Origin of the sequence: Streptomyces flavofungini (genome assembly GCF_014650815.1) — a bacterium.
GTDB classification, from domain to species: Bacteria; Actinomycetota; Actinomycetes; order Streptomycetales; family Streptomycetaceae; genus Streptomyces; species Streptomyces flavofungini.
Genome location: NZ_BMVR01000011.1, coordinates 217,104 through 237,644, shown reverse-complemented (window position 1 = coordinate 237,644; position 20,541 = coordinate 217,104). Strand labels below are relative to the sequence as shown.

Annotated in this window: 18 protein-coding genes; 11 read left to right on the top strand and 7 right to left on the bottom strand. The window is 71.8% G+C overall.

Annotation, left to right across the window (positions count from 1 at the left end):
* From efeB to IE274_RS27610, 4 genes are all read left to right on the top strand, one after another.
* Nucleotides 1–1,254 (top strand): iron uptake transporter deferrochelatase/peroxidase subunit, encoded by a 1,254-nt coding sequence (efeB, locus tag IE274_RS27625; protein WP_190118600.1) that lies wholly within the window; start codon nucleotides 1–3, stop codon nucleotides 1,252–1,254.
* A gap of 116 nt (nucleotides 1,255–1,370) precedes the next feature.
* A complete protein-coding gene (gene pheA, locus IE274_RS27620) occupies nucleotides 1,371–2,306 on the top strand; it encodes a prephenate dehydratase (protein WP_190118599.1) in 936 nt (311 codons plus the stop codon).
* A 740-nt stretch (nucleotides 2,307–3,046) separates the two neighbouring features.
* Entirely contained in the window at nucleotides 3,047–4,336 is a 1,290-nt protein-coding gene (gene serS, locus IE274_RS27615; RefSeq protein WP_190118598.1) for a serine--tRNA ligase, read from the top strand.
* Nucleotides 4,333–5,160: an HAD family hydrolase gene (locus IE274_RS27610; RefSeq protein WP_190118597.1), complete on the top strand. Its 828-nt coding sequence runs from the start codon at nucleotides 4,333–4,335 to the stop codon at nucleotides 5,158–5,160. The genes serS and IE274_RS27610 overlap by 4 nt, the downstream gene beginning before the upstream one ends.
* A 398-nt stretch (nucleotides 5,161–5,558) precedes the next feature.
* On the opposite strand, the gene IE274_RS27605 is transcribed toward IE274_RS27610, so the two are convergent.
* The 5 genes from IE274_RS27605 to IE274_RS27585 all read right to left on the bottom strand — a co-directional run bounded on the left by IE274_RS27605 (nucleotide 5,559) and on the right by IE274_RS27585 (nucleotide 9,537).
* Entirely contained in the window at nucleotides 5,559–5,798 is a 240-nt protein-coding gene (locus tag IE274_RS27605; protein WP_190118596.1) for an SGM_3592 family protein, read from the bottom strand.
* A 158-nt stretch (nucleotides 5,799–5,956) separates the two neighbouring features.
* A complete protein-coding gene (locus tag IE274_RS27600; protein ID WP_190118595.1) occupies nucleotides 5,957–6,679 on the bottom strand; it encodes an ABC transporter permease in 723 nt (240 codons plus the stop codon).
* A gap of 11 nt (nucleotides 6,680–6,690) precedes the next feature.
* Complete coding sequence (locus tag IE274_RS27595) at nucleotides 6,691–7,602, bottom strand: ABC transporter ATP-binding protein (RefSeq protein ID WP_190118594.1); 912 nt, start codon at nucleotides 7,600–7,602, stop codon at nucleotides 6,691–6,693.
* Nucleotides 7,603–7,604: 2 nt separating this feature from the next.
* Nucleotides 7,605–8,486: an ABC transporter permease gene (locus tag IE274_RS27590; RefSeq protein ID WP_190118593.1), complete on the bottom strand. Its 882-nt coding sequence runs from the start codon at nucleotides 8,484–8,486 to the stop codon at nucleotides 7,605–7,607.
* The gene (locus IE274_RS27585; RefSeq protein WP_190118675.1) at nucleotides 8,476–9,537 is read right to left on the bottom strand and encodes an ABC transporter ATP-binding protein; all 1,062 of its coding nucleotides are present in this window, start codon (nucleotides 9,535–9,537) and stop codon (nucleotides 8,476–8,478) included. Before IE274_RS27585 ends, IE274_RS27590 begins: the two co-directional genes overlap by 11 nt.
* Before the next feature lie 361 nt (nucleotides 9,538–9,898).
* Here IE274_RS27585 and IE274_RS27580 point away from each other — a divergent pair, with 361 nt between their 5' ends.
* From IE274_RS27580 to IE274_RS27550, 7 genes are all read left to right on the top strand, one after another.
* Nucleotides 9,899–10,750: a M24 family metallopeptidase gene (locus IE274_RS27580; RefSeq protein WP_190118674.1), complete on the top strand. Its 852-nt coding sequence runs from the start codon at nucleotides 9,899–9,901 to the stop codon at nucleotides 10,748–10,750.
* Nucleotides 10,747–12,528: an SDR family oxidoreductase gene (locus IE274_RS27575; RefSeq protein WP_190118592.1), complete on the top strand. Its 1,782-nt coding sequence runs from the start codon at nucleotides 10,747–10,749 to the stop codon at nucleotides 12,526–12,528. The genes IE274_RS27580 and IE274_RS27575 overlap by 4 nt, the downstream gene beginning before the upstream one ends.
* Nucleotides 12,529–12,548: 20 nt before the next feature.
* Nucleotides 12,549–13,529 (top strand): metal-dependent hydrolase, encoded by a 981-nt coding sequence (locus IE274_RS27570; RefSeq protein WP_190118673.1) that lies wholly within the window; start codon nucleotides 12,549–12,551, stop codon nucleotides 13,527–13,529.
* Between the two features lie 200 nt (nucleotides 13,530–13,729).
* Entirely contained in the window at nucleotides 13,730–14,656 is a 927-nt protein-coding gene (locus tag IE274_RS27565) for a MerR family transcriptional regulator (protein WP_190118672.1), read from the top strand.
* A 309-nt stretch (nucleotides 14,657–14,965) separates the two neighbouring features.
* On the top strand, nucleotides 14,966–15,412 hold the full coding sequence (locus IE274_RS27560; protein ID WP_190118591.1) for a hypothetical protein: 447 nt from the start codon (nucleotides 14,966–14,968) through the stop codon (nucleotides 15,410–15,412).
* Between the two features lie 126 nt (nucleotides 15,413–15,538).
* Nucleotides 15,539–16,441 (top strand): LLM class flavin-dependent oxidoreductase, encoded by a 903-nt coding sequence (locus tag IE274_RS27555; RefSeq protein WP_190118590.1) that lies wholly within the window; start codon nucleotides 15,539–15,541, stop codon nucleotides 16,439–16,441.
* 192 nt (nucleotides 16,442–16,633) lie between these two features.
* Nucleotides 16,634–17,518, top strand: a complete 885-nt coding sequence (locus tag IE274_RS27550) for an HAD hydrolase family protein (RefSeq protein ID WP_190118589.1) — start codon at nucleotides 16,634–16,636, stop codon at nucleotides 17,516–17,518.
* On the opposite strand, the gene IE274_RS27545 is transcribed toward IE274_RS27550, so the two are convergent.
* Both IE274_RS27545 and IE274_RS27540 read right to left on the bottom strand, forming a co-directional pair.
* Nucleotides 17,515–18,585, bottom strand: a complete 1,071-nt coding sequence (locus tag IE274_RS27545; RefSeq protein WP_190118588.1) for a M23 family metallopeptidase — start codon at nucleotides 18,583–18,585, stop codon at nucleotides 17,515–17,517. The genes IE274_RS27550 and IE274_RS27545 overlap by 4 nt on opposite strands.
* Before the next feature lie 215 nt (nucleotides 18,586–18,800).
* Nucleotides 18,801–20,537, bottom strand: a complete 1,737-nt coding sequence (locus IE274_RS27540) for a GAF domain-containing sensor histidine kinase (RefSeq protein ID WP_190118587.1) — start codon at nucleotides 20,535–20,537, stop codon at nucleotides 18,801–18,803.
* Between the last annotated feature and the right edge of the window lie 4 nt (nucleotides 20,538–20,541).

Here is a 20,541-nt window from a genome sequence, read left to right as displayed (position 1 = left end):
ATGGCGGACCACACCATTTCGCGACGGCGCCTGCTCGGCACAGCGGGCGCCACCGGCCTCGCGCTCGGCGCGGCGGGCGGCGCCGCCGGGTACGCCGCGGCGTCCTCGGACTCGTCCGACTCCACGGGCGGTTCCCGGGCGGCCCTGACGTCGCTCGGCACGGACGAGGTGATGTTTCACGGGAAACATCAGCCGGGGATCACCACGCCCGTGCAGTCCCGCGGCCACCTGATCGCCTTCGACCTCGCGCCGGGCGCGGGGCGCACGGAGGCGGCCGCCCTGCTGCGCCGCTGGTCGACCACGGCCAAGCGGCTGATGGCGGGCGAACCGGTGGCCGGCGCGGACACCGACATCGCCCTGGACGCGGGCCCCTCCGCGCTCACCGTCACCTTCGGCTTCGGCCACGGCTTCTTCCGCCGCACCGGCCTGGAGAAGCAGCGCCCGGCCGCCCTCGACCCGCTGCCGGACTTCTCCTCCGACCGCCTCGACAAGTCCCGCAGCGGCGGCGACCTGTGGGTGCAGATCGGCGCGAACGACCCGCTCGTCGCCTTCCACGCGCTGCGCGCGCTGCAGCGGGAGGCCGGTGCGGCCGCGAAGGTGCGCTGGCAGATGAACGGCTTCAACCGCTCGCCCGGCGCCACCGCCCGCCCGATGACGGCCCGCAACCTGATGGGCCAGATCGACGGCACGAACAATCCGAAGCCGTCCGACGACGACTTCAACAAGCGGATCTTCGTGCCCGAGAAGGCGGACGGCACGGACCCCGCCTGGATGGCCGGGGGCTCCTACGCCGTCGTACGCCGCATCCGGATGCTCCTCGACGACTGGGAGAAGCTGGCCACCAAGGCCCAGGAGGACGTCATCGGGCGCCGCAAGGCCGACGGGGCGCCGCTGACGGGCGGCACGGAGACCACCGAGATGAAGCTGGAGAAGACCGGCGCCGGCGGCCGTCTGGTCGTCCCCCTCAACGCCCACGCCCGCATCACCCGCCCCGACCAGAACGGCGGCGCCGCGATGCTACGCCGCCCCTTCTCGTACCACGCCGGCTTCGACGCCAAGGGCGAACCGGACGCCGGGCTCCTCTTCATCTGCTGGCAGGCGGACCCGCTGAAGGGCTTCGTACCGGTGCAGCGCAAGCTCGACCGGGGGGACGCGCTGTCGGAGTTCATCCGGCACGAGGCGAGCGGGCTGTTCGCGGTGCCCGGGGGTGCGGGGAGCGGCGAGTACGTGGGGCAGAGGTTGCTGGAGGGGTGACGGGTGACGGGTTTCGTCATCTGTCGACTTTCGTCATCTGTCGACCGGAGTTCGCCATCGTTCGCATGCTGGACAACGGACGACCTCCGCCTCACCCGGCGCATTAGGGTGAGGCCATGTCGGCGACGCGCTACACCTACCTCGGCCCCGAAGGCACCTTCACGGAAGCGGCCCTGCGCACCCTGCCGGAGGCGGCCACCCGGGAGCTGGTCCCGATGGTGTCCGTCCCGGCCGCCCTGGACGCGGTGCGCGGCGGCGAGGCCGCGGCGGCCCTGGTGCCGATCGAGAACTCGGTCGAGGGCGGTGTCACGACGACCGTCGACGAGCTCGCCAAGGGCACGCCGCTGATGATCTACCGCGAGGTGGTCCTGCCGATCGCCTTCGCGCTCCTGGTCCGCCCCGGCACCAAGCTCAAGGACATCAAGACGGTCACCGGCCACCCGGTCGCCCAGCCGCAGGTGCGCAACTGGCTCGGCGAGCACCTGCCGGACGCGCTGTGGGAGTCGGCGGCGTCGAACGCCGACGGCGCCCGCCTGGTGCAGGAGGGCCGGTTCGACGCGGCGTTCGCGGGCGCGTTCGCCGCGGCGACGTACGGCCTGGAGGCGCTGGTCACCGAGATCCACGACGCGGCCAACGCGGCCACCCGCTTCGTCCTGGTCGGCCGCCCGGGGCGGCCCGCGGCGCCCACCGGCGCGGACAAGACGTCCCTGGTCATCTGGCTCGGCGACGACCACCCCGGCGCGCTGCTCGAACTGCTCCAGGAGTTCGCGGTACGCGGGGTCAACCTGATGCGGATCGAATCGCGCCCCACCGGACAGGGCATCGGCAACTACTGCTTCAGCGTGGACGCCGAGGGCCACATCACCGACCGCCGGGTGGGCGAGGCGCTGATGGGCCTGAAGCGGATCTGCCCGAAGGTGCGCTTCCTTGGGTCGTATCCGCGTGCGGGGGTGGCGGTGGCGGATGTGCGGCCGCTGCGGCCGGGGACGTCCGACGAGGAGTTCCTGGCGGCGTCGGACTGGCTGACGCAATGCCAGGACGGCCGGTTCTAGGCATTCGCCGGTTCTCGGCGTTCATCTGAACCCGCGCCTGAACCCCTCGCCCGACCCTTCGCCCGAACCCTCACCCGGGCATTCGCCCTGGTGTTCGCCGCCCCGTCACCTGCCGTTCTCCGGGGCTTCGCAAAGGCCTCCCGTCGGGCTCCCGCCTGGCTGAAAACGCAGTACTACCTGCAGATTTATGTTGTCCACAGAAGTTATCCACAGGTGCCCTTCTCGATCTGGGGACAAGTCGACAACGACGTACGACATCGTCGACATAGCGACCCTCAGGACCCAGTCGCGTCCACAGCCCCGCACATCACCCCTCGTCCATTCTTTTCCATTGATCAACTCTTTGGAGTTAACCATTTCCACTCGAAAGTTGGTCCAGAGCAGGTTTGGGGCAGGAATCCATCGACGTGGAGGCGGCATTCGGAGCGGCCCGTTCCGGTGTCCACAGATCTTTCGCACAGCCTGTGGATAACTTTTCGGATGCTTCCATTCCTGTGGACAACCGGCTCCCCAAGTCCCGTTTCCCACAAGGGGATCGAGTCAAGGCGGCGGCAGACATCTGCCCCGTTTCGGGGATTCGCGTCCGGTTTATTGACCCTCAGGACGCGCGGCGATCTCCGGCCACCCTGGCGACATCCGCACGTCACTCGCAAGAATTCCCATTCCGGCAAAACGGTCATATCGCCCTTGAAGTGAATATCAAGTCGTGGGCCGGAACCGGGCGACGGTAGCCTTGAGGGGTGATTGACCTTCGCCTGCTTCGTGAGGACCCCGACCGTGTTCGCGCTTCTCAGCGCGCCCGTGGAGAGGACGTCGGCCTCGTCGACGCCCTGCTCTCCGCCGACGAGCTGCGCAGGTCCTCCGGGCTCCGCTTCGACGAGCTGCGCTCCGAGCAGAAGGCGCTTGGCAAGCTCATCCCCAAGGCCTCCGGCGACGAGAAGGCCGAGCTCCTGAAGAAGGCCGGCGAGCTCGCCGCCGCGGTGAAGGCCGCGAACACCGAGCAGGACACGGCCGACGAGGACACCAAGCGCCTGCTGCTCCAGCTCGGCAACCTCGTGCACGAGGACGTGCCGGTGGGCGGCGAGGAGGACTTCGTCGTCCTGGAGACGCACGGCACGATCCGCGACTTCGCCGCCGAGGGCTTCGAGCCCAAGGACCACCTGGAGCTCGGTGAGGCGCTCGGCGCCATCGACGTCGAGCGCGGCGCGAAGGTCTCCGGCTCCCGCTTCTACTACCTGACGGGCGTCGGCGCGCTGCTTGAGCTGGCGCTGGTCAACGCGGCGATCGCGCAGGCCACGGAGGCCGGGCTCACCCCGATGCTGACCCCCGCCCTGGTGCGCCCGCGCGCCATGGAGGGCACCGGCTTCCTCGGCCAGGCGGCCGAGAACGTCTACCACCTGGAGAAGGACGACTTCTACCTGGTCGGCACGTCCGAGGTCCCGCTCGCGGCGTACCACATGGACGAGATCATCGACGCCGACAAGCTCCCCCTGCGGTACGCCGGGTTCTCGCCCTGCTTCCGCCGCGAGGCCGGGACGTACGGCAAGGACACCCGCGGCATCTTCCGGGTGCACCAGTTCGACAAGGTCGAGATGTTCTCGTACGTGGCGCCCGAGGACGCCGAGGCCGAGCACCAGCGGCTCCTGGACTGGGAGAAGCAGTGGCTGACCGGCCTCGAACTGCCCTTCCAGGTGATCGACGTCGCCTCCGCCGACCTGGGCGCCTCCGCCTCGCGCAAGTTCGACTGCGAGGCGTGGATCCCCACCCAGGGCAAGTACCGCGAGCTGACGTCCGCGTCGAACTGCGACAGCTTCCAGGCCCGCCGCCTGTCCGTGCGCATGCGTGCAGAGCGCGACGGCAAGAAGACGGTCCAGCCGCTCTCGACGCTGAACGGCACGCTGTGCGCGGTGCCGCGCACGATCGTGGCGCTCCTGGAGAACCACCAGCTGCCCGACGGTTCCGTGCGCGTCCCCGAGGTCCTGCGGCCGTATCTGGGCGGCCGGGAGATCCTGGAGCCCACCGCCAAGTGAGCACCGCTGCCACGGGCGGCACGCCGTCCTTTCCGTACCCGCTCGTCGCGACCGACCTCGACGGGACGCTCCTGTCCCCCGACGACACGGTCTCGGCGCGCACCCGGGACGCGCTCACCGCGGTCACCGCGGCGGGCGCGGCCCACATCATCGTCACGGGCCGCTCCGTCGCCTGGACCCGGCACGTCCTGGACGACCTCGGCTACGAAGGCATCGCCGTGTGCGGCCAGGGCGCGCAGGTCTACCACGCGGGCGAACACCGCCTGCTGACCTCCGTGACCCTCGACCGCCAGCTCGCGGGCCTGGCCCTCGCCAAGATCGAGGCGGAGGTCGGCCCGCTGGCCCTCGCCGCGAGCCGCGACGGCCTGGACGGCGACGTCCTGGTCGGCCCCGGGTACGTGGTCCAGGAGGGCCCGCTCCCCGCCGTCCCCTTCACCGACGTGGCGGAGCTGTGGGCGGCGCCGCTCACCAAGATGTACGTCCAGCATCCCGGGCTGAGCGACGACGACCTGGCGGCCGCGGCGCAGCAGGCCGCGGGGCATCTCGTGGGCGTCACGATGGCGGGCGAGGGCATAGTGGAACTCCTGCCGCTCGGCCTGACGAAGGCGACGGGTCTGTCCCTGGCTGCCCGGCGCCTCGGCGTGAAGGCCGCGGACACGATCGCCTTCGGCGACATGCCCAATGACATCCCCATGTTCGCCTGGTCCGCCCACGGCGTGGCCATGGCCAACGCCCACGACGACCTCAAGGCAGTAGCGGACGAGGTGACGACGTCCAACGAGGAGGACGGCATCGCGGTGGTCCTGGAACGCCTGCTGCCGTAACGCTGCCGCCGCAACGGCTGCCGTTCCGGCAACGGCGCCGTCGGTCACACATGCACGAGGGCCGGGCCCAGGGCACGGGATGCTCCCGTAACCCCGAGCCCGGCCCAGCGCAACGTTGGGTGGGCGGCCCGCGCAGCGAACCACGCGCTCGAAGCGGCCGCCCCGGACGATCCCCCGTGGCACGGCTCGGACGGAGTGTAGTGACTACTCCGGAGCCCGACCCGGATCGTCCTGCCGGGGGCACGACGACGGGTGGTTGAACATCATCGGCCCCTCTCCCAGAAGGTGAGCACCGGGGCGGACCCCGACGCGGTGACACCCACTACTCTGCCGAGCACCCCGCACGCCCCGCCACCGATTTTCCTCCCGGCAGAGACCGACACCCGGTCGCCGGGCACCTACTTGCGCCGCCGCTTCTTCCGCCGCCGACTGAAGAACCACCCGGCAGGCGGCTCGTCGGACCGCCACGGCTGCGGCTCGGGCGCCCGCTCCCGCCACCGCGCGGACAGCATCCGGGCCCGAGCGGACGGCTCGGCGGCCTCGGCGGACCGTATGAAGTCGTCGTCGAGGACCACGTCGTCCCAGACGCCGCCCTCGGCGCCCGCGGATTCCTCGTCCCGACCGTCGTCCGATGCCATACCGGCACCTCCAAGACACTCCTGCAGCATCCCCCTCCCACCAAGTGTCCCGGCACGAGGGTGAAGACACCGTCAAGACGTCAAGCACCCCCACGCGCGACAGCGGGGCCGCACCCGCGACCCCGCTGCCCCGTACCCCGTAACCCCGGTGGAGCGGCCTACTCCTCACCGGCCAGCGTCAGCGTCCGCAGCTTCTGCCCCGCGAACCAGGTCGCCCCGGCGGTGACGACGATCAGCAGGATCACGGCGGCGGGCAGACCCACGTCGGAGGTGACCAGGTCACCGCCGTCGGCGGCCTTGTGGGCGACGGCTAGCGACCACTGCTGGACGCTGAGCGTGCGCGCTCCGGAGACCAGCGATCCGAAGACCGCCTCCCACACGAGGGCGTACACGAGGCCGAAGACCACCGCGTGACGGGTGATCGTGCCGAGCAGCAGGAAGATCGCCGCGTACGCGATGGAGGAGACGAGGGAGGCGATCGTGTAGGCGACGGCGATCTGCTGGCCGTTGCCGTTGAGGATCATGCCCGCGATGAACGTGGGGAGCGCCGAGAACGCCATGGTGACGGCGATGGCGACGGTGAGCTTGGTGACGATGATCGTGGGCCGTTTGACCGGCTTGGACAGCAGGTAGAGCACGGAGCCGTCGTCGATCTCGGGGCCGATCGCGCCGGTGCCCGCGATGACGCCGATGATCGGCACCATCGTGGCGAGCGCGAACCCGCCGAGCAGGTCGGAGGCGACCTGGTCGTCGGCGCCGCTGAGGGCGCGTACCGCCACGGCGATGACGATGAGCAGCAGCGGCAGGGCGAAGAGGATGAGGGCCCGGCGGCGGCCGAGGAGGGCCCGGTAGGTGAGCCGGGCGACAGTCGGGTCGTACACGGTGACTCCCTTCAGGCCGCGACGAGGTAGGAGAAGACCGACTCGAGCGACTCGTCCGAGGGCGAGACGGTCAGGAGCCGGATGTCGTGTTCGCGGGCGATGCGTGGCAACAGGGTGGTGAAGCGGCCGAAGTCGACGGCCTGGATGCGCAACGCGCCTTCGTCGAGGTCGACTTCGATGCCCGCGGTGGACGGGTCGGCGATCAGTGCGGCGGCGAGCGTGCGGTCGTCGCTGGAGCGCACCAGGTAGCGGTGCGGCCGGTCCGTCATCAGGCGGCGGATCTTGCGGAAGTCGCCGCTGGCCGCGTGCCGTCCGGCGACGATCACCTCGATGTGCGAGGCGAGCTGTTCCACCTCTTCGAGGATGTGCGAGGAGAACAGGACGGTGCGGCCGTCGTCGCCCATCGTGCGCAGCAGCTCCATGAGTTGCATGCGCTGGCGCGGGTCCATGCCGTTGAAGGGCTCGTCGAGCAGCAGCACGGACGGCTCGTGGACGAGCGCGGAGGCCATCTTCACGCGCTGCCGCATGCCCTTGGAGTACGTGGAGATCTTGCGGTCCTGCGCGTACTCCATCTCGACCGTGGCGAGGGCGCGCTGGGCGGCCTTCTTGCCCAGGCCGTGCAACTCGGCGTTGGCGACGACGAATTCGCGGCCGGTGAGGAAGTCGTACATGCCCTCGCGCTCGGGGACGATGCCGAGGTGCTTGTAGATGGTCTCGTTGCGCCAGGTGGGGTGGCCGTCCAGGGTGACGCTGCCCGTGGAGGGGGCGAGGAAACCACCCATCATGCTGATGAGGGTGGACTTCCCGGCGCCGTTCGGGCCGAGCAGGCCGGTGACTCCGGGGCTGATCGTCATGGTGATGTCGTTGACCGCCACCACGTTGCCGAACCAGCGGGAGACGTGGTCGATGCTGAGGGACGTCATGGTTACAGCCCGGCCTTTCGGTAGCGGCGCAGCAGGCCGGCGTAGCTTCCGGCGATGAGGGCGAGGACGACGAGGACGTACACGACGCCCAGGCCGGTCGAGGGGCCCTCCTTGCCGGGGAAGGCGGACGTGGCGCCCAGGAAGGCCGTCTGCACGCCGTCCATGAGGGTGATCGGCGAGAACAGGCCGAGCCAGCCGATGGCGCCGCCGCTGCCCTGTTCGTGCGCGATCGCCTGGACGGTGGACACCGCTCCGTAGGGGATGGTGAGGACCGCGATGACGGCGGCGATGCCGAGGCCGCGGCGCGGGGTGACCGCCGAGATGAGCAGCGCGATGCCGGCGAAGAGCACGGAGAGCAGAGCCACGGAGACCAGCCCCTGGGCGAATCCCTTCGTCTGGTCGGCGAAGTCAAGTTTGGCGAGCAGTGCTCCTACGTAGAGCACGAGCAGCGGGACGGCCGTGAGGATGAACAGCGCGCTGGCGAGCGCCGCGTACTTCGCGCGTACGTAGTCGACGCGCTCGATGGGGCGGGAGAAGTAGAGCGGCACGGTCTTGAACCGCAGGTCCCTGGAGACGGTCTGCGGGGCCTGGGCCGCCAGGTAGAGGCTGAAGACGGCCTGGAGGATGATGGCGTAGCGCGTGTAGTCGACCGGCAGGTCGTTGGCCTTGGTGGCCACGGCGACCGCGACCATGATCAGCGCGGGCGCGCACATGACCCCGAAGAGGATCATCGGCAGGACCTTGGACTTGGCGGAGCGGCCGAGTCCGTAGGCGCCGCGCAGGCTCTGCGAGAACAGCGAGCGGGTCGCGTACGCGCGGCCCAGGCGCTGGCCGTCGTAGTGGCGGTAGCCGATGTTGTGGATCTGTGTGGAGTCAGCGGGCATCGCGACCGCCTCCCGTCTTTTCGGCGGCGGCAGCGGTGGCCGCCCAGGCGGCGGCGCGCTCGGAGACCTGGCCGTCCGGCTCGCCCTGCGCGGCACGCTGGTTCTCGCCGGGCCCGCCCGTCTCTGCGTTGTCGGCGGCGGCGTTGTCGGCGGTGCGGAAGACCTCCGCGATGTGGTGCCTGCGCTGTTCCATCCGGACCAGGCCGAGGCCGAGGTCGGCGACCACGTCGCGGACGAGGTCGTACGTCTCCTCACCCGCGGCTTCCAGGAGCACGGTGTGGCCGGCGCCGGGGAGGCCGCCGCCGTCGTCCTGCGTGGCGACGCCGCGCCCCTGGAGGGCCGCGCGCAGAGCGGCGGTGCCGTCCGGGTGCTCGTCGCTGTCGGTGACCTCGACGGCGAGGGTCGCCGTGGTCTGGGTGAAGTCCGTGGTGGAGCTGGAGCGGAGCAGCTTGCCGCCGTCGATGACGACGACGTGGTCGCAGGTGCGCTCCAGTTCGCCCAGGAGGTGCGAGGTGACCAGGACCGAGATGCCGAAGTCGGTGTGCACGCGGCGGATCAGGGCGAGCATCTCGTCGCGGCCGACCGGGTCGAGGCCGTTGGTCGGCTCGTCGAGGAAGACCAGTTGCGGGTCGTGCACCAGCGCCTGGGCGAGCTTCACGCGCTGCTTCATGCCGGTCGAGTAGCCGCCGATGGGGCGGTAGCGCTCTTCGTAGAGCCCGACGTGGCGCAGGGTGTCCGCGGTGCGCTCGCGCGCCGCGGCCGGCGGCAGGCCGGACATGCGTGCCATGTGGACGACGAACTCGGTGGCCGAGACGTCGGGCGGCAGGCAGTCGTGCTCGGGCATGTAGCCGACGCGCTCGCGAATCCGGCCGCCTTCGGTGGCGACGTCGAGGCCGAGCACGGCTGCACGGCCCTCCGTGGCGGGGGACAGACCCAGCAGGATCTTGATCAAGGTGGACTTGCCGGCTCCATTGGCTCCGACGAGTCCGGTCACACCGGGTCCGATGTCCATGGAGAGCCGGTCAAGTGCGGTCACCCGGGGGAACCGCATGCTCAGGCTTTCGGTCGCGATCACAGTCACGGTTCGAACGTAGTGGCGCGGACCACACCGGGTCGTCAGCCCTGGGGCTCGATCCCCCGTCACTCTCGAGTATTACGGGCCCGTAGGGGTCGTCCGTAAGTCGACCCCGAGAAGAACGGGAGTCGTACCGCTTCGTCCCCTCGGGGAACTTCCGGACCTGTCCCGCAGGCTCATGCAGACCTATTGACGTAGCCGTCAGCCATTGTCACATTCATCAGTGTCAAGTTACGAACGCGTACGGAGACGACAGGGCGGGTGCGTGCTCGCGAGCGCGTGAACGGACGGCGCACCCGTGCGGAGACGACGGACGGACGGTGGCATGACCTCAGCCATGACCTCGGCAGTGCAGGGTGAACTCGCCGCGGAGCTGCGGGGGTTCCGGCAGGTGCAGGCCCTCGCGTACGCATGCGCGGAAGCCGTCGCCGCCCAGCTCAAGCCGGGGGTGACGGAGCGCGAGGCGGCGCGGATGCAGCGGGACTGGCTGCGCGAGCGGGGCGTGCGGGACTGGTTCCACCTGCCGTTCGCCTGGTTCGGCGACCGCACGGCGTTCACGAACTTCCGCATACCCCTGCAGTTCTTCCCGACCAACCGCAGGCTGGAGCCGGGGATGCCCTTCATCCTCGACATGGCCCCGGTGTTCCAGGGTTGCACGGCCGACATCGGCTACTCGGGCTGCCTGGGCCTCAACCCCGTGCACGACAAGCTGCTCGCGGACCTGGAGGCGCACCGCGAGCTGATCCTGCGCGAGGTGCGCGAGCGCCGCCCGCTGCGCGAGATCTACGAGAACGTGGACCGGCTCATGGTCCGCCAGGGGTACGCCAACCGCCATCGCGCGTATCCCTTCGGCGTCATCGCGCACAAGGTCGACCGGGTCAAGGAGCGCCGCCTCTCCCCGCACGTCTTCGGGTTCGGCACGCAGGCCCTGAAGGGCCTCGCGAGCGACGCGCTGCACGGCCACCGGGACGGCTGGTCGCCCCTGTGGTCGCCGTACAAGTTCTCCGATCACCCGCCGCAGCCGGGCCTGTGGGCGGTCGAGCCGCATCTGGGCTTCCGCGGCACGGGCGCGAAGTTCGAGGAGATCCTGGTCGTCACCGACTCCAAGGACCCCGAGCAGAGCGCCTTCTGGCTGGACGACGATCTGCCGCACGTGCGGCGCTGGGCCGAGGAAAGGGCTGCCGCATGACCACCGTGGATCTCTTGGGTGCGCGTGAGCGCTGGGTGCGCACGGGCGGCGTGGAGCTGTGCGTCGCCGAGCTGGGCGACGCGGCGCGGCCCACCGTGCTGCTCGTGCACGGCTATCCGGACTCCAAGGAGGTGTGGTCCGAGGTGGCCACGCGCCTGGCGGACCGCTTCCACGTGGTGCTGTACGACGTGCGCGGGCACGGCAGGTCGACGGCGCCGAAGCCGCTGCGCGGCGGTTTCACGCTGGAGAAGCTCACCGACGACTTCCTCGCCGTCGCGGACGCCGTCAGCCCGGACAAGCCGGTGCACCTGGTGGGCCACGACTGGGGCTCGGTGCAGTCCTGGGAGTTCGTGACGGTCGAGCGCACGCAGGGCCGCATCGCGTCCTTCACGTCCATGTCAGGCCCGTCCCTGGACCACTTCGGGCACTGGATCAAGAAGCGCATGACCCGGCCGACCCCGCGCCGCGCGGCCCAACTCGTCGGCCAGGGCGCCAAGTCCTGGTACGTGTACATGCTGCACACCCCCGTCCTGCCCGAGCTGGCCTGGCGCGGCCCGCTCGGCAAGCGCTGGCCGAAGATCCTCCAGCGCCTGGAGAAGGTCCCCGCCGACGGCTATCCCACGCTGTCGCTGCCGTCGGACGCCGCGCACGGCGCCTGGCTCTACCGCGACAACGTCCGCGCCCGGCTGCGCAGGCCCCGCGCGGACGCGTACGCGCACGCCCCGGTGCAGCTCATCGTCCCCTCCGGCGACATCTTCCTCTCGGAGAAGCTGTACGACGACCTGGACGTGTGGGCCCCGCAGTTGACCCGCCGCACGCTCCCGGCCAAGCACTGGGTGCCGCGCACCCGCCCGGACCAGCTCACCGCGTGGATCACGGAGTTCGTCACGGCCCATGAGGACGGCGGTCCGACGGCCCTGGCGAGCGCGGCGGCCCCGGCGCCCGGCAAGCACGCCGAGCGGTTCGCGGGCCAGCTGGTCCTGGTCACGGGCGCGGGCAGCGGGATCGGGCGGGCCACGGCGTTCGCGTTCGCGGAGGCGGGCGCGCGGGTCGTCGCCGTCGACCGGGACGCGGAGGGCGCGGCGCGCACGGCGGAGCTGTCCCGGCTCGTCGGCGCCCCGGCGGCCTGGGCGGAGGCGGTCGACGTCAGCGACGAGCAGGCCATGGAGAAGCTGGCCGAGAAGGTCGCCACGGAGTACGGCGTGGTGGACGTCCTGGTGAACAACGCGGGCATCGGCCTGTCCGGCTCTTTCCTCGACACCAGCTCCGAGGACTGGAAGAAGGTCCTCGACGTCAACCTGTGGGGCGTGATCCACGGGTGCCGTCTGTTCGGCAAGCAGATGGCCGAGCGCGGCCAGGGCGGGCACATCGTCAACACCGCGTCGGCGGCGGCCTATCAGCCCTCCAAGGCCCTCCCGGCGTACAGCACGTCGAAGGCCGCCGTCCTCATGCTCAGCGAGTGCCTGCGCGCGGAGCTGGCCGGGCAGGGCATCGGGGTCTCGGCGATATGCCCGGGCTTCGTGAACACGAACATCACGGCGACCGCCCGCTTCGCCGGGGTCACCGCCGACGAGGAGAAGCGCCGCCAGAAGAAGTCCGCCCGCCTCTACGGCCTGCGGAACTACCCCCCGGAGAAGGTCGCCGACGCCGTCCTGCGCGCCGTCGTGCGCAATCAGGCCGTCGTCCCCGTCACCCCGGAGGCGCGCGGTGCCCACCTCATGTCCCGCTTCACGCCCAAGGCCCTGCGCGCGATAGCCCGATTGGAGCCACCGCTGTGAGCACGGAGAAACCGGAGCCCCTGGAGCACACGGCGGGCGGCCCCGCCGCTGACACCGACGAGCACTACGCGATCGTTCCGCGCCGGGTCGCCTTCGACTGGGACGGGACGCCGCTGGACTGGATCCCGGACGAGCCCGTCGCCACGCACGTCATCAACGTGCTGCACCTGCTGCTCCCGGCGGGGGAGCGGTGGTTCGTGAAGGTCTTCAAGGAGGGCCTGCCGCTGGTCACCGACCCGGTGCTCCTGAAGGACGTCAAGGGCTTCATGGGGCAGGAGGCCACGCACAGCGTCCAGCACGCGCACGTGCTCGACCACCTGGCGGCACAGCGCCTGGACACGGCCGACTTCACGAAGTACGTCGACTTCCTCTTCGAGCGGCTCCTGGGCGAGCGGACGCCGTTGGGGCCGCTGGTGTCGACCCAGGAGTGGCTGCGGTTCCGGCTCGCGGTGGTGGCGGCCATCGAGCAGTTCACGGCGGTGCTCGGCGACTGGGTGCTCGCCGCCGACGGGCTCGACCGGGCCGGGGCCGACGAGGTCATGCTCGACCTGCTGCGCTGGCACGGCGCGGAGGAGGTCGAGCACCGCGCGGTCGCCTTCGACATGTACCAGCACTGCGGCGGCACGGGCGCGCCCCGGTACGCACGCCGGGTCGCGGCCATGGCGGTCACGGCACCGGTGATGCTCTACCTGTGGATCTGGGGCAGCGCCTATCTCATCCGCCACGACCCGCGCCTCGCGGCGATGGCCAGGACGGCAGGAGGGGCAGGAGCGGCGGGGGCGGCGGGGAGGCCGCGACTGACCCCTTGGACGTACAACAGAGCGGTCGACAAGGGCCTGTTGCCCTCCATGCGGAAGCTCGGCGCGGCCGTACCCCGCTACCTGCGGCGGTCGTACCATCCGTCGCAGGAGGGCTCGCTGCGCAAGGCCGTCGACTATCTGGCGCAGTCGCCCGCGGCACGGACCGCGGCGGCGGTGGCGGCGCGCGCGGCGATCGCCTAGCACGGAGCGTCGGGAAGGGCGGAAGCGTGGTGGAGGACGGGTCGGCCACGGGGTCGCGTACGGAGCGGTGGCACGAAGAAGCTGAGGCCGCGGCCGCGGGCGGGGCGGAGGTGCGGGCGGCGGAGGCGGCCGGGGGTCCGACGGCCGAGGCAGGGACGTCCGAGGGCTCGGCGGCCGAGGCGGCTGTGCCCCAGGTGTCGGTGCCCGCCCCTGGTGAGCCGCGCGTCGAGTACCGCATAGAGGACCTCGCCCACCACAGCGGTGCCACGGTGCGCACCATCCGGGCCTACCAGGACCGCGGCCTGCTGCCCCGGCCCGAGCGGCGCGGCCGGTCCAATGTGTACGGGGACGCGCATCTGGCCCGGCTGCGCCAGATCGCCGACCTGCTGGACCGGGGGTACACCCTGGCCTCCATCAAGGAGCTCCTGGAGGCCTGGGACGCGGGCCGCGGCCTGGGCGGGGTGCTCGGCCTGGTCGCGGAGGTCGACGGGCCCTGGACGGACGAGAAGGCCGACCGGATCACGCGGGCGGAGCTGATCGAGGCGTTCGGCGGCGTCCCGGACCTCGCGGCGGTGGCGGACGCGGTCGCGCTCGGCGTCCTTGAGCCGCTGCCGGGGAACGACGACGAGTTCCTGGTGCCGAGCCCGCAAGAGCTGGCGGTGGCCGCCGAGTTGCACGCGGCGGGGGTGCCGCTGTCGGCGATCTCCGGCCATCTGCGGGAGTTGAGGGGGCAGGTCGAGCACATCGCGGCCCGTTTCCTGGAGTTCACCAACGAGTACGTCTTCGCGCGCTACCTGGGGGATCATCCGCCGACCGAGGCCGACGCGGCCGAGGCGGCCTCTCTCATCCGTCGCCTGCGCCCGCTGGCGCAGAAGTCGGTCGACGCGGAACTCGCGCGTGCGATGAGGATGTTGGCCACCCGGAACCTGCGCCGCCACCTCGTCGCCGAGGAGCCGCTCCGACCGGGCGACGAGCCCGAGTACGTGGGCCTGCCCGCCGACACAATGCGCGCTGTTCAGGAGCTCGTTGGCCGGGAGAACGCGGCGGCGTTCATCGCGGCGGCGACTGAACGGGAAGTACAGAGCAGGACATTGGATACTCTTGCCTCAAACCACAGCAAAAAGTAACTAGTTCCCCAAAAGCCGCCTCTCGCCTGAGAGTTGTCCACAGAATCGCCAACGAGCCTGTGGATAACCGGACTTGGTTGTGGATCAAACCTGTGGGTCGAATTTCCTCGATGAAAAGTGGATGGCGGGAAATCGAGTGCGCGGAGAACGAGCGAACGCGCGACGACCGGCGACCGCGCCGCCGACCGCCGCGTGCACAACCGACGACCGAGCCGCCGCCGACCGCCGCGCGAAGCAGCCGCGACCGCGCTGCCGAGCGCTGCCCGGAACAGCCGCGTCCGCGCCGCCGACCAGGCATGATCGGGAGACATGGAGCATCTGCACAGCACCGAGGCCGCCGTCGGCGCGCTGCGCGCGATAGCGCGTGAGCACGAGCGGGAGATCGAGGTCACGCACGACATAGGCGCCGACCAGACCTCCCGCCGCAGCGCCGCGGGCTTCGACGTGACGACGGACCCGGACGGCTCGCTGCCGCACGAGGCGTACGTGGAGTTCGGCGGCTCCCCGCGGCTCTCCGTGCGCCTCTACCCCGACGACGACGCGCTGATCGACGTCGACGGCGTCGAGTGCCACGACGTCCCGCGCGACGCGGTGCCCGGCTTCGTGCGGTCGGTCCTCGGCGGCCTCGCGTACGTCAAGGGGCGCCGCTTCCCGCCCGGCTACTGGCTGGTCGTACCGCTGCCCGGCGACGAGACGTACAAGGAGCTGATCCCCATGATCTCGCTCACGCCGTGGCTGAACGCCCGGGTCCGCTGAGCCGGGCAGCGGCGGACGAAAGGCCCGGCCGGAGCGGTGACGTGCCGCTCAGCGGCCCGCCGAGACCGTCCGGGCACCCGATCCCGACGGGAATCCGGGCTTCCGGACAGTCGTACGCTCGAAGGTATGAGTCTGCGTCTGAGCACCGTCATCCTGCCCGTCCGCCGCTGGCACGAGGGGGGCAAGGAGCGCTGGCAGCGCGCGGAGGACCTCGGTTTCCACACCGCGTACACCTATGACCACCTCTCCTGGCGGACCTTCCGCGACGGGCCCTGGTTCGGCGCGCTGCCGACGCTGACGGCCGCCGCGGCCGCGACCGAGCGGATCCGCCTGGGCACGCTCGTCACCTCGCCGAACTTCCGGCACCCGGTGACGCTCGCCAAGGAGCTGATCACCCTCGACGACGTGTCGAACGGCCGCGTCACGCTCGGCATCGGCGCGGGCGGCAACGGCTTCGACGCCACCACGCTCCGCCGCGCCGACGAGGAGCCCTGGACGCCCCGGGAGCGCGCGGACCACTTCGGGGAGTTCCTGCCGCTCCTCGACCGGCTGCTCACCGAGGACTCGGTGACGTACGAGGGCGAGCGGTACGCGGCGTACGAGGCGCGGAACATCCCCGGCTGTGTGCAGCGCCCCCGGCTGCCGTTCGCCGTGGCCGCCACCGGGCCCCGAGGCCTGCGGCTCGCCGCGCGGCACGGGCAGGCCTGGGTGACGACGGGCGACCCGAAGATCTCCGCGACGGGCACCCCCGAGCAGTCCCTGGAGGCCATCCGCGGCCAGCTCGACAAGCTCGGCAAGGCCTGCGCGGACGTCGGCCGGGACGTCGACGAGCTGGACAAGGTGCTGCTCACCGGCTTCACCCCGGACCGCCCGCTGGACTCCTTCGACGCCTTCGTCGACTTCGCGGGGAAGCACGCCGCGCTCGGCATCGACGAGATCGTCCTGCACTGGCCGCTGCCCGGCACGGACTTCGGCGCGGACGAGAAGGTCTTCGAGCGCATCGCCACGGAGGCGCTCGCCCAGCTCTGACGCACGGCTGCGGCGGCGCGGGGCACTCCGCGGCACGGGTCGCTCGGGCACGGGTCGCTTCCGTCACAACCCATCACCGCCTCCACTCGCCCCGGTCGACCAGAGGTGGGGCAGGGGCGCACGGGTGTGAGACGTACTCAGATGTGCGCCCCGCCACACACCCGTGCGCGCACATGCGGGACAATCGCGTACGTGACCTCAACCACCCCGCGGCCCCGCATCCCGGCTCCCTCCGTTCCGCCCCGGCTGATCGCCACGGACCTGGACGGCACGCTGCTGCGCGACGACAAGTCCGTTTCGGAGCGCACCGTCGCCGCGCTCGCCGCCGCCGAGGCGGCCGGTATCGAGGTCTTCTTCGTGACCGGGCGCCCGGCCCGCTGGATGGACGTCGTCAGCGACCACGTACACGGCCACGGCCTGGCCATCTGCGGGAACGGCGCCGCGGTGGTCGACCTGCACGGCGGCCCCGGCAGCCACCGCTTCGTGATGGTGCGCGAGCTGGAGCCCGCGATCGCCCTGGACGTGATCGGCATCCTGCGCGCGGCGGCGCCCGGTACGTCGTTCGCGATCGAGCGGACCGGCGGGGTGCACCACGAACCGGCCTACCCGCCGCTGCACCTGGACCCCGCCGTCAGCGTGGCGCCCGCCGAGAAGCTCCTCACGGCCGAGTCCGACAGCGCCGACCAGCCCGTCCTCAAGGTCCTCGCCCACCACCCCGAGCTGTCGCCGGACGCGTTCCTGACCCTGGCCCGCGTGGCCGTGGGCGACCGCGTGGAGATCACCCGGTCCAGCCCGACCGCGCTCCTGGAGATCAGCGGCCCCGGCGTCTCCAAGGCCAGCACCCTCGCCCTGTGCTGCGCCGAGCGCGGCATCAGCCACGAGGAAGTCGTCGCCTTCGGAGACATGCCGAACGACGTCGAGATGCTCACCTGGGCAGGCGTCTCGTACGCCATGGGCAACGCCCACGCGGACGTGATCGCCGCCGCCTCCGGCCGCACCGTCGCCAACAACGAGGACGGCGTGGCCGTGGTCATCGAACGAATACTGGCCGCCCGCTCCGGCGAGAGCGCCCGCTAGAGCCCCACGCCCCGCTCCGCCAGCCACGCCACCGGATCCACCCCCGAGCCCAGGTCCGGCGTGAGCCGGGTCTCGAAGTGCAGGTGCGGGCCGGTCGAGTTGCCGGTGGTGCCCGCCTGGCCGACCCACTGCCCGGTGCGTACCCGCTCGCCCTGGTCGACGGCGACGGACGCCAGGTGCGCGTACTGCGTGTAATAGCCGTCCTCGTGTCGCACCACGACCTCCATGCCGAAGCCGCCGCCGCAGCCCACCCGCACCACCCGCCCGGCGCCCACCGACCGCACCGGAGCGCCGATGCCGACGGCGAAGTCCTGCCCGGTGTGCCGGGCCGCCCAGCGCGCGCCCGCGCTGTCGAAGCCCGCCGACAGCTCGTACGTCTCCACGGGCGGCACCCACGCGCGCGTAGCCGACGATTCCGGCTGCGCGAGCCGGACGGCGCCCCGGCACCGGCCCGCGGCGGCCGACGCGTCGGCCTCCTGCTGCAGCGTCCACCGCGCCGACTCCAGCTTCGCCTCGATGTCCCGCTTCAGGCGTGCCAGGCGCGCCTCACGCCGGTCGAGCACGCCCCGGGCCCGGGTGGCGGACCGCTGGGCCGTGGCGAGCCTGGCCGCGGCCCGCTGCGTCCGGGCGACGGTGTTGGTGACGGCGAGGTCCGCCTGCCCCACGACGCGCCTGCCGCGCAGCAGCTCGTCGGGGTTGTCCGCGAGCAGCAGCCGCGCGGTGAGCGGCAGGCCGCCGCCGGAGCGGTATTGGGCGGCGGCCATCCGGCCCAGGTCCTCGCGCAGCACGGCGACCGCGTACCGCTCCTCGGCGAGCAGCCGGTCCAGGTGCTTGACGCGGGCGCGCTGCACCCCGGCCGCGCGCCGCCCCACTTCGTAGCGGAAGGTGGCCGACTGGGCCTCTCCGTAGAGGCGTGCCACCTTCGCGCTGGTGCTGCCCCCGCCATGGCCGTCGCTCCCGTCCCGCTCGTCGGCGGCCGCGGTCCCGGGGACGCCGAGGGCGACGAGCGCGCACAACAGGACCGGCAGGACCGGTACGACGAGCGGGCGGCAGGGCAGGGGACGCATGTCCCGGATCGTTGCCCGCACGGGCGCGCGGCGCCTGGGGAACTCCTGCGCGTGGGGGACCCGGTGACCCGTACGGCGCACGTGGGTACCGCCGAACAGGGGCCGCGCCCCGCACGCCCCCGCAGGCCCTCACGGCGGGCACCAGGCGGGTCGGCGGGGGCGCCTCCGAAGACCCCGCCCGGCCCCGGAGGACACCCCCGCAAGCCCCCGGCACCTCAGTACGGCGCCTGCCACACCACCGTCGTCCCGCCCCCGTCATCCCCGATCCCGGGCCCGTACCAACTCGCGCCGCCCAGCGATTCCGCGCGCCGCTTGAGGTTCTTCAGGCCGCTGCGGCGGCCGCCCTCCGCGATGCCGACGCCGTCGTCCGCCACGGTCAGGCGTACGCCCTGCTGCCCGTCCGGCAGGATCAGCGTGGAGTCGACGACGACGTCGATCCGGGCGGCCTGCGCGTGCCGGAACGCGTTGGACAGGGCCTCGCGCAGGGCCGCGATGAGGTTCTTGCCGGTGAGCTCGCCGACGACCGTGTCGACGGGGCCCACGAAGTGGTGCGAGGGCTTGAAGCCGAGCGGCACGGCCGCCATGTTGATCTCGCGCAGGACGCGGGTGCGCAGCCCGGCGGGCGCCTCGGCCGGCCCTTGCTGGAGCGCGAAGATGGCCGTACGGATCTCCTGGATCGTCACGTCCAGCTCGTCGACGGCCTTGCCGACGCCCTGCTGCACCTCCGGCACGACGGACCGCCGCTGGGCGCTCTCCAGCATCATCCCGGTGGCGAAGAGCCGCTGGATGACGAGGTCGTGCAGATCGCGGGCGATCCGGTCGCGGTCTTCGTAGACGGCGAGGCGCTCCCGGTCGCGCTGCGCCTCGGCCATCATGAGCGCGAGCGCGGCCTGCGAGGCGAACTGGGTGGCGAGGGTCCGCTCGGCCTCGGTGAAGGGGCGTGCCCCACGCGCGCGGGGCGTGACGAGCGTCCCCAGGACCCGGCCGTCGCTCTGCAGGGGCAGCATCATGGCGGGCCCGTACTCGCGCGCGAGGTCGGTCATGATGCGCGGGTCGGTGGCCGCGTCGTCGATGAACACGGCCTGGCCGTCGAGCAGGTCGGCGATGATGCGGCTCTCCGGAGGCACCGCCACACCGAGCGCCCCGGTGGGCCGGTCCGAGGACACGGCGACGATCTCCATGCCGCCTTCCTCGTCGGGCAGCAGCACGATGCCCGCGGCCGAGTCGGCCAGATGGCGCGCCTGCTCCGCGACGACCGCGAGCGCGTCCTCCGCGTCGGAGCCCGAGAGCAGCGCCGTGGTGACCGCCACGGAGCCGTCGATCCACCGCTCGCGCTGCTTGGCGGCCTCGTACAGGCGCGCGTTGCCGATCGCGATGCCCGCCTCCGTGGCCAGGACGCGGACCATGTGCACGTCGTAGTCGTTGAACTCGCCGCCGTCGCGCTTCTCCGTGAGGTAGAGGTTGCCGAAGATCTCGCCCTGGACGCGGATCGGCACCCCCAGGAAGCCGCGCATCGGCGGGTGGTGGGCGGGGAAGCCGCAGGAGCGCGGGTCGGCGGCGAGGTCGGCGAGGCGGAGCGTCTCCGGCTGGTGGATGAGCGCGCCGAGCAGCCCGCGGTGGCCGTCGGGGAGGCGGCCGATGCGGGCGGCGGTGGCCTCGTCGATGCCGTGGTAGACGAAGTCGGCGAGACCGTCGCCGTCTTCGGAGACGACGCCGATCGCCGCGTAACGGGCGTCCGTCAGCTCGGCCGCGGTCTCGCAGATGCGGTCCAGGGTGGTGTGCAGCTCCAGCCCGGTGCCGACGGAACGCATCGCCTCCAGGAGCTGCGGTACGCGCGCGGTCAGCTCGGTCGACAGCCCTTGGAGGCTGCGGGTCGCCTGCGCCGCGACCTCCGCCGGGTCCGGGCTGCCTTCGGGAGGCGGGGTGGGGGCGGGGGCCGGGGGGACGGACATGCCT

Bases quoted from the DNA above. Each gene is read 5' to 3' on its own strand.
- pheA (WP_190118599.1), top strand. From the start codon at position 1,371: ATGTCGGCGACGCGCTACACCTACCTCGGCCCCGAAGGCACCTTCACG.
- IE274_RS27605 (WP_190118596.1), bottom strand. From the start codon at position 5,798: ATGGCATCGGACGACGGTCGGGACGAGGAATCCGCGGGCGCCGAGGGC.
- IE274_RS27560 (WP_190118591.1), top strand. From the start codon at position 14,966: ATGGAGCATCTGCACAGCACCGAGGCCGCCGTCGGCGCGCTGCGCGCG.
- IE274_RS27580 (WP_190118674.1), top strand. From the start codon at position 9,899: ATGACCTCGGCAGTGCAGGGTGAACTCGCCGCGGAGCTGCGGGGGTTC.
- IE274_RS27585 (WP_190118675.1), bottom strand. From the start codon at position 9,537: ATGCGGTTCCCCCGGGTGACCGCACTTGACCGGCTCTCCATGGACATC.
- IE274_RS27555 (WP_190118590.1), top strand. From the start codon at position 15,539: ATGAGTCTGCGTCTGAGCACCGTCATCCTGCCCGTCCGCCGCTGGCAC.
- IE274_RS27540 (WP_190118587.1), bottom strand. From the start codon at position 20,537: ATGTCCGTCCCCCCGGCCCCCGCCCCCACCCCGCCTCCCGAAGGCAGC.
- IE274_RS27545 (WP_190118588.1), bottom strand. From the start codon at position 18,585: ATGCGTCCCCTGCCCTGCCGCCCGCTCGTCGTACCGGTCCTGCCGGTC.
- IE274_RS27595 (WP_190118594.1), bottom strand. From the start codon at position 7,602: ATGACGTCCCTCAGCATCGACCACGTCTCCCGCTGGTTCGGCAACGTG.
- IE274_RS27590 (WP_190118593.1), bottom strand. From the start codon at position 8,486: ATGCCCGCTGACTCCACACAGATCCACAACATCGGCTACCGCCACTAC.
- IE274_RS27575 (WP_190118592.1), top strand. From the start codon at position 10,747: ATGACCACCGTGGATCTCTTGGGTGCGCGTGAGCGCTGGGTGCGCACG.
- efeB (WP_190118600.1), top strand. From the start codon at position 1: ATGGCGGACCACACCATTTCGCGACGGCGCCTGCTCGGCACAGCGGGC.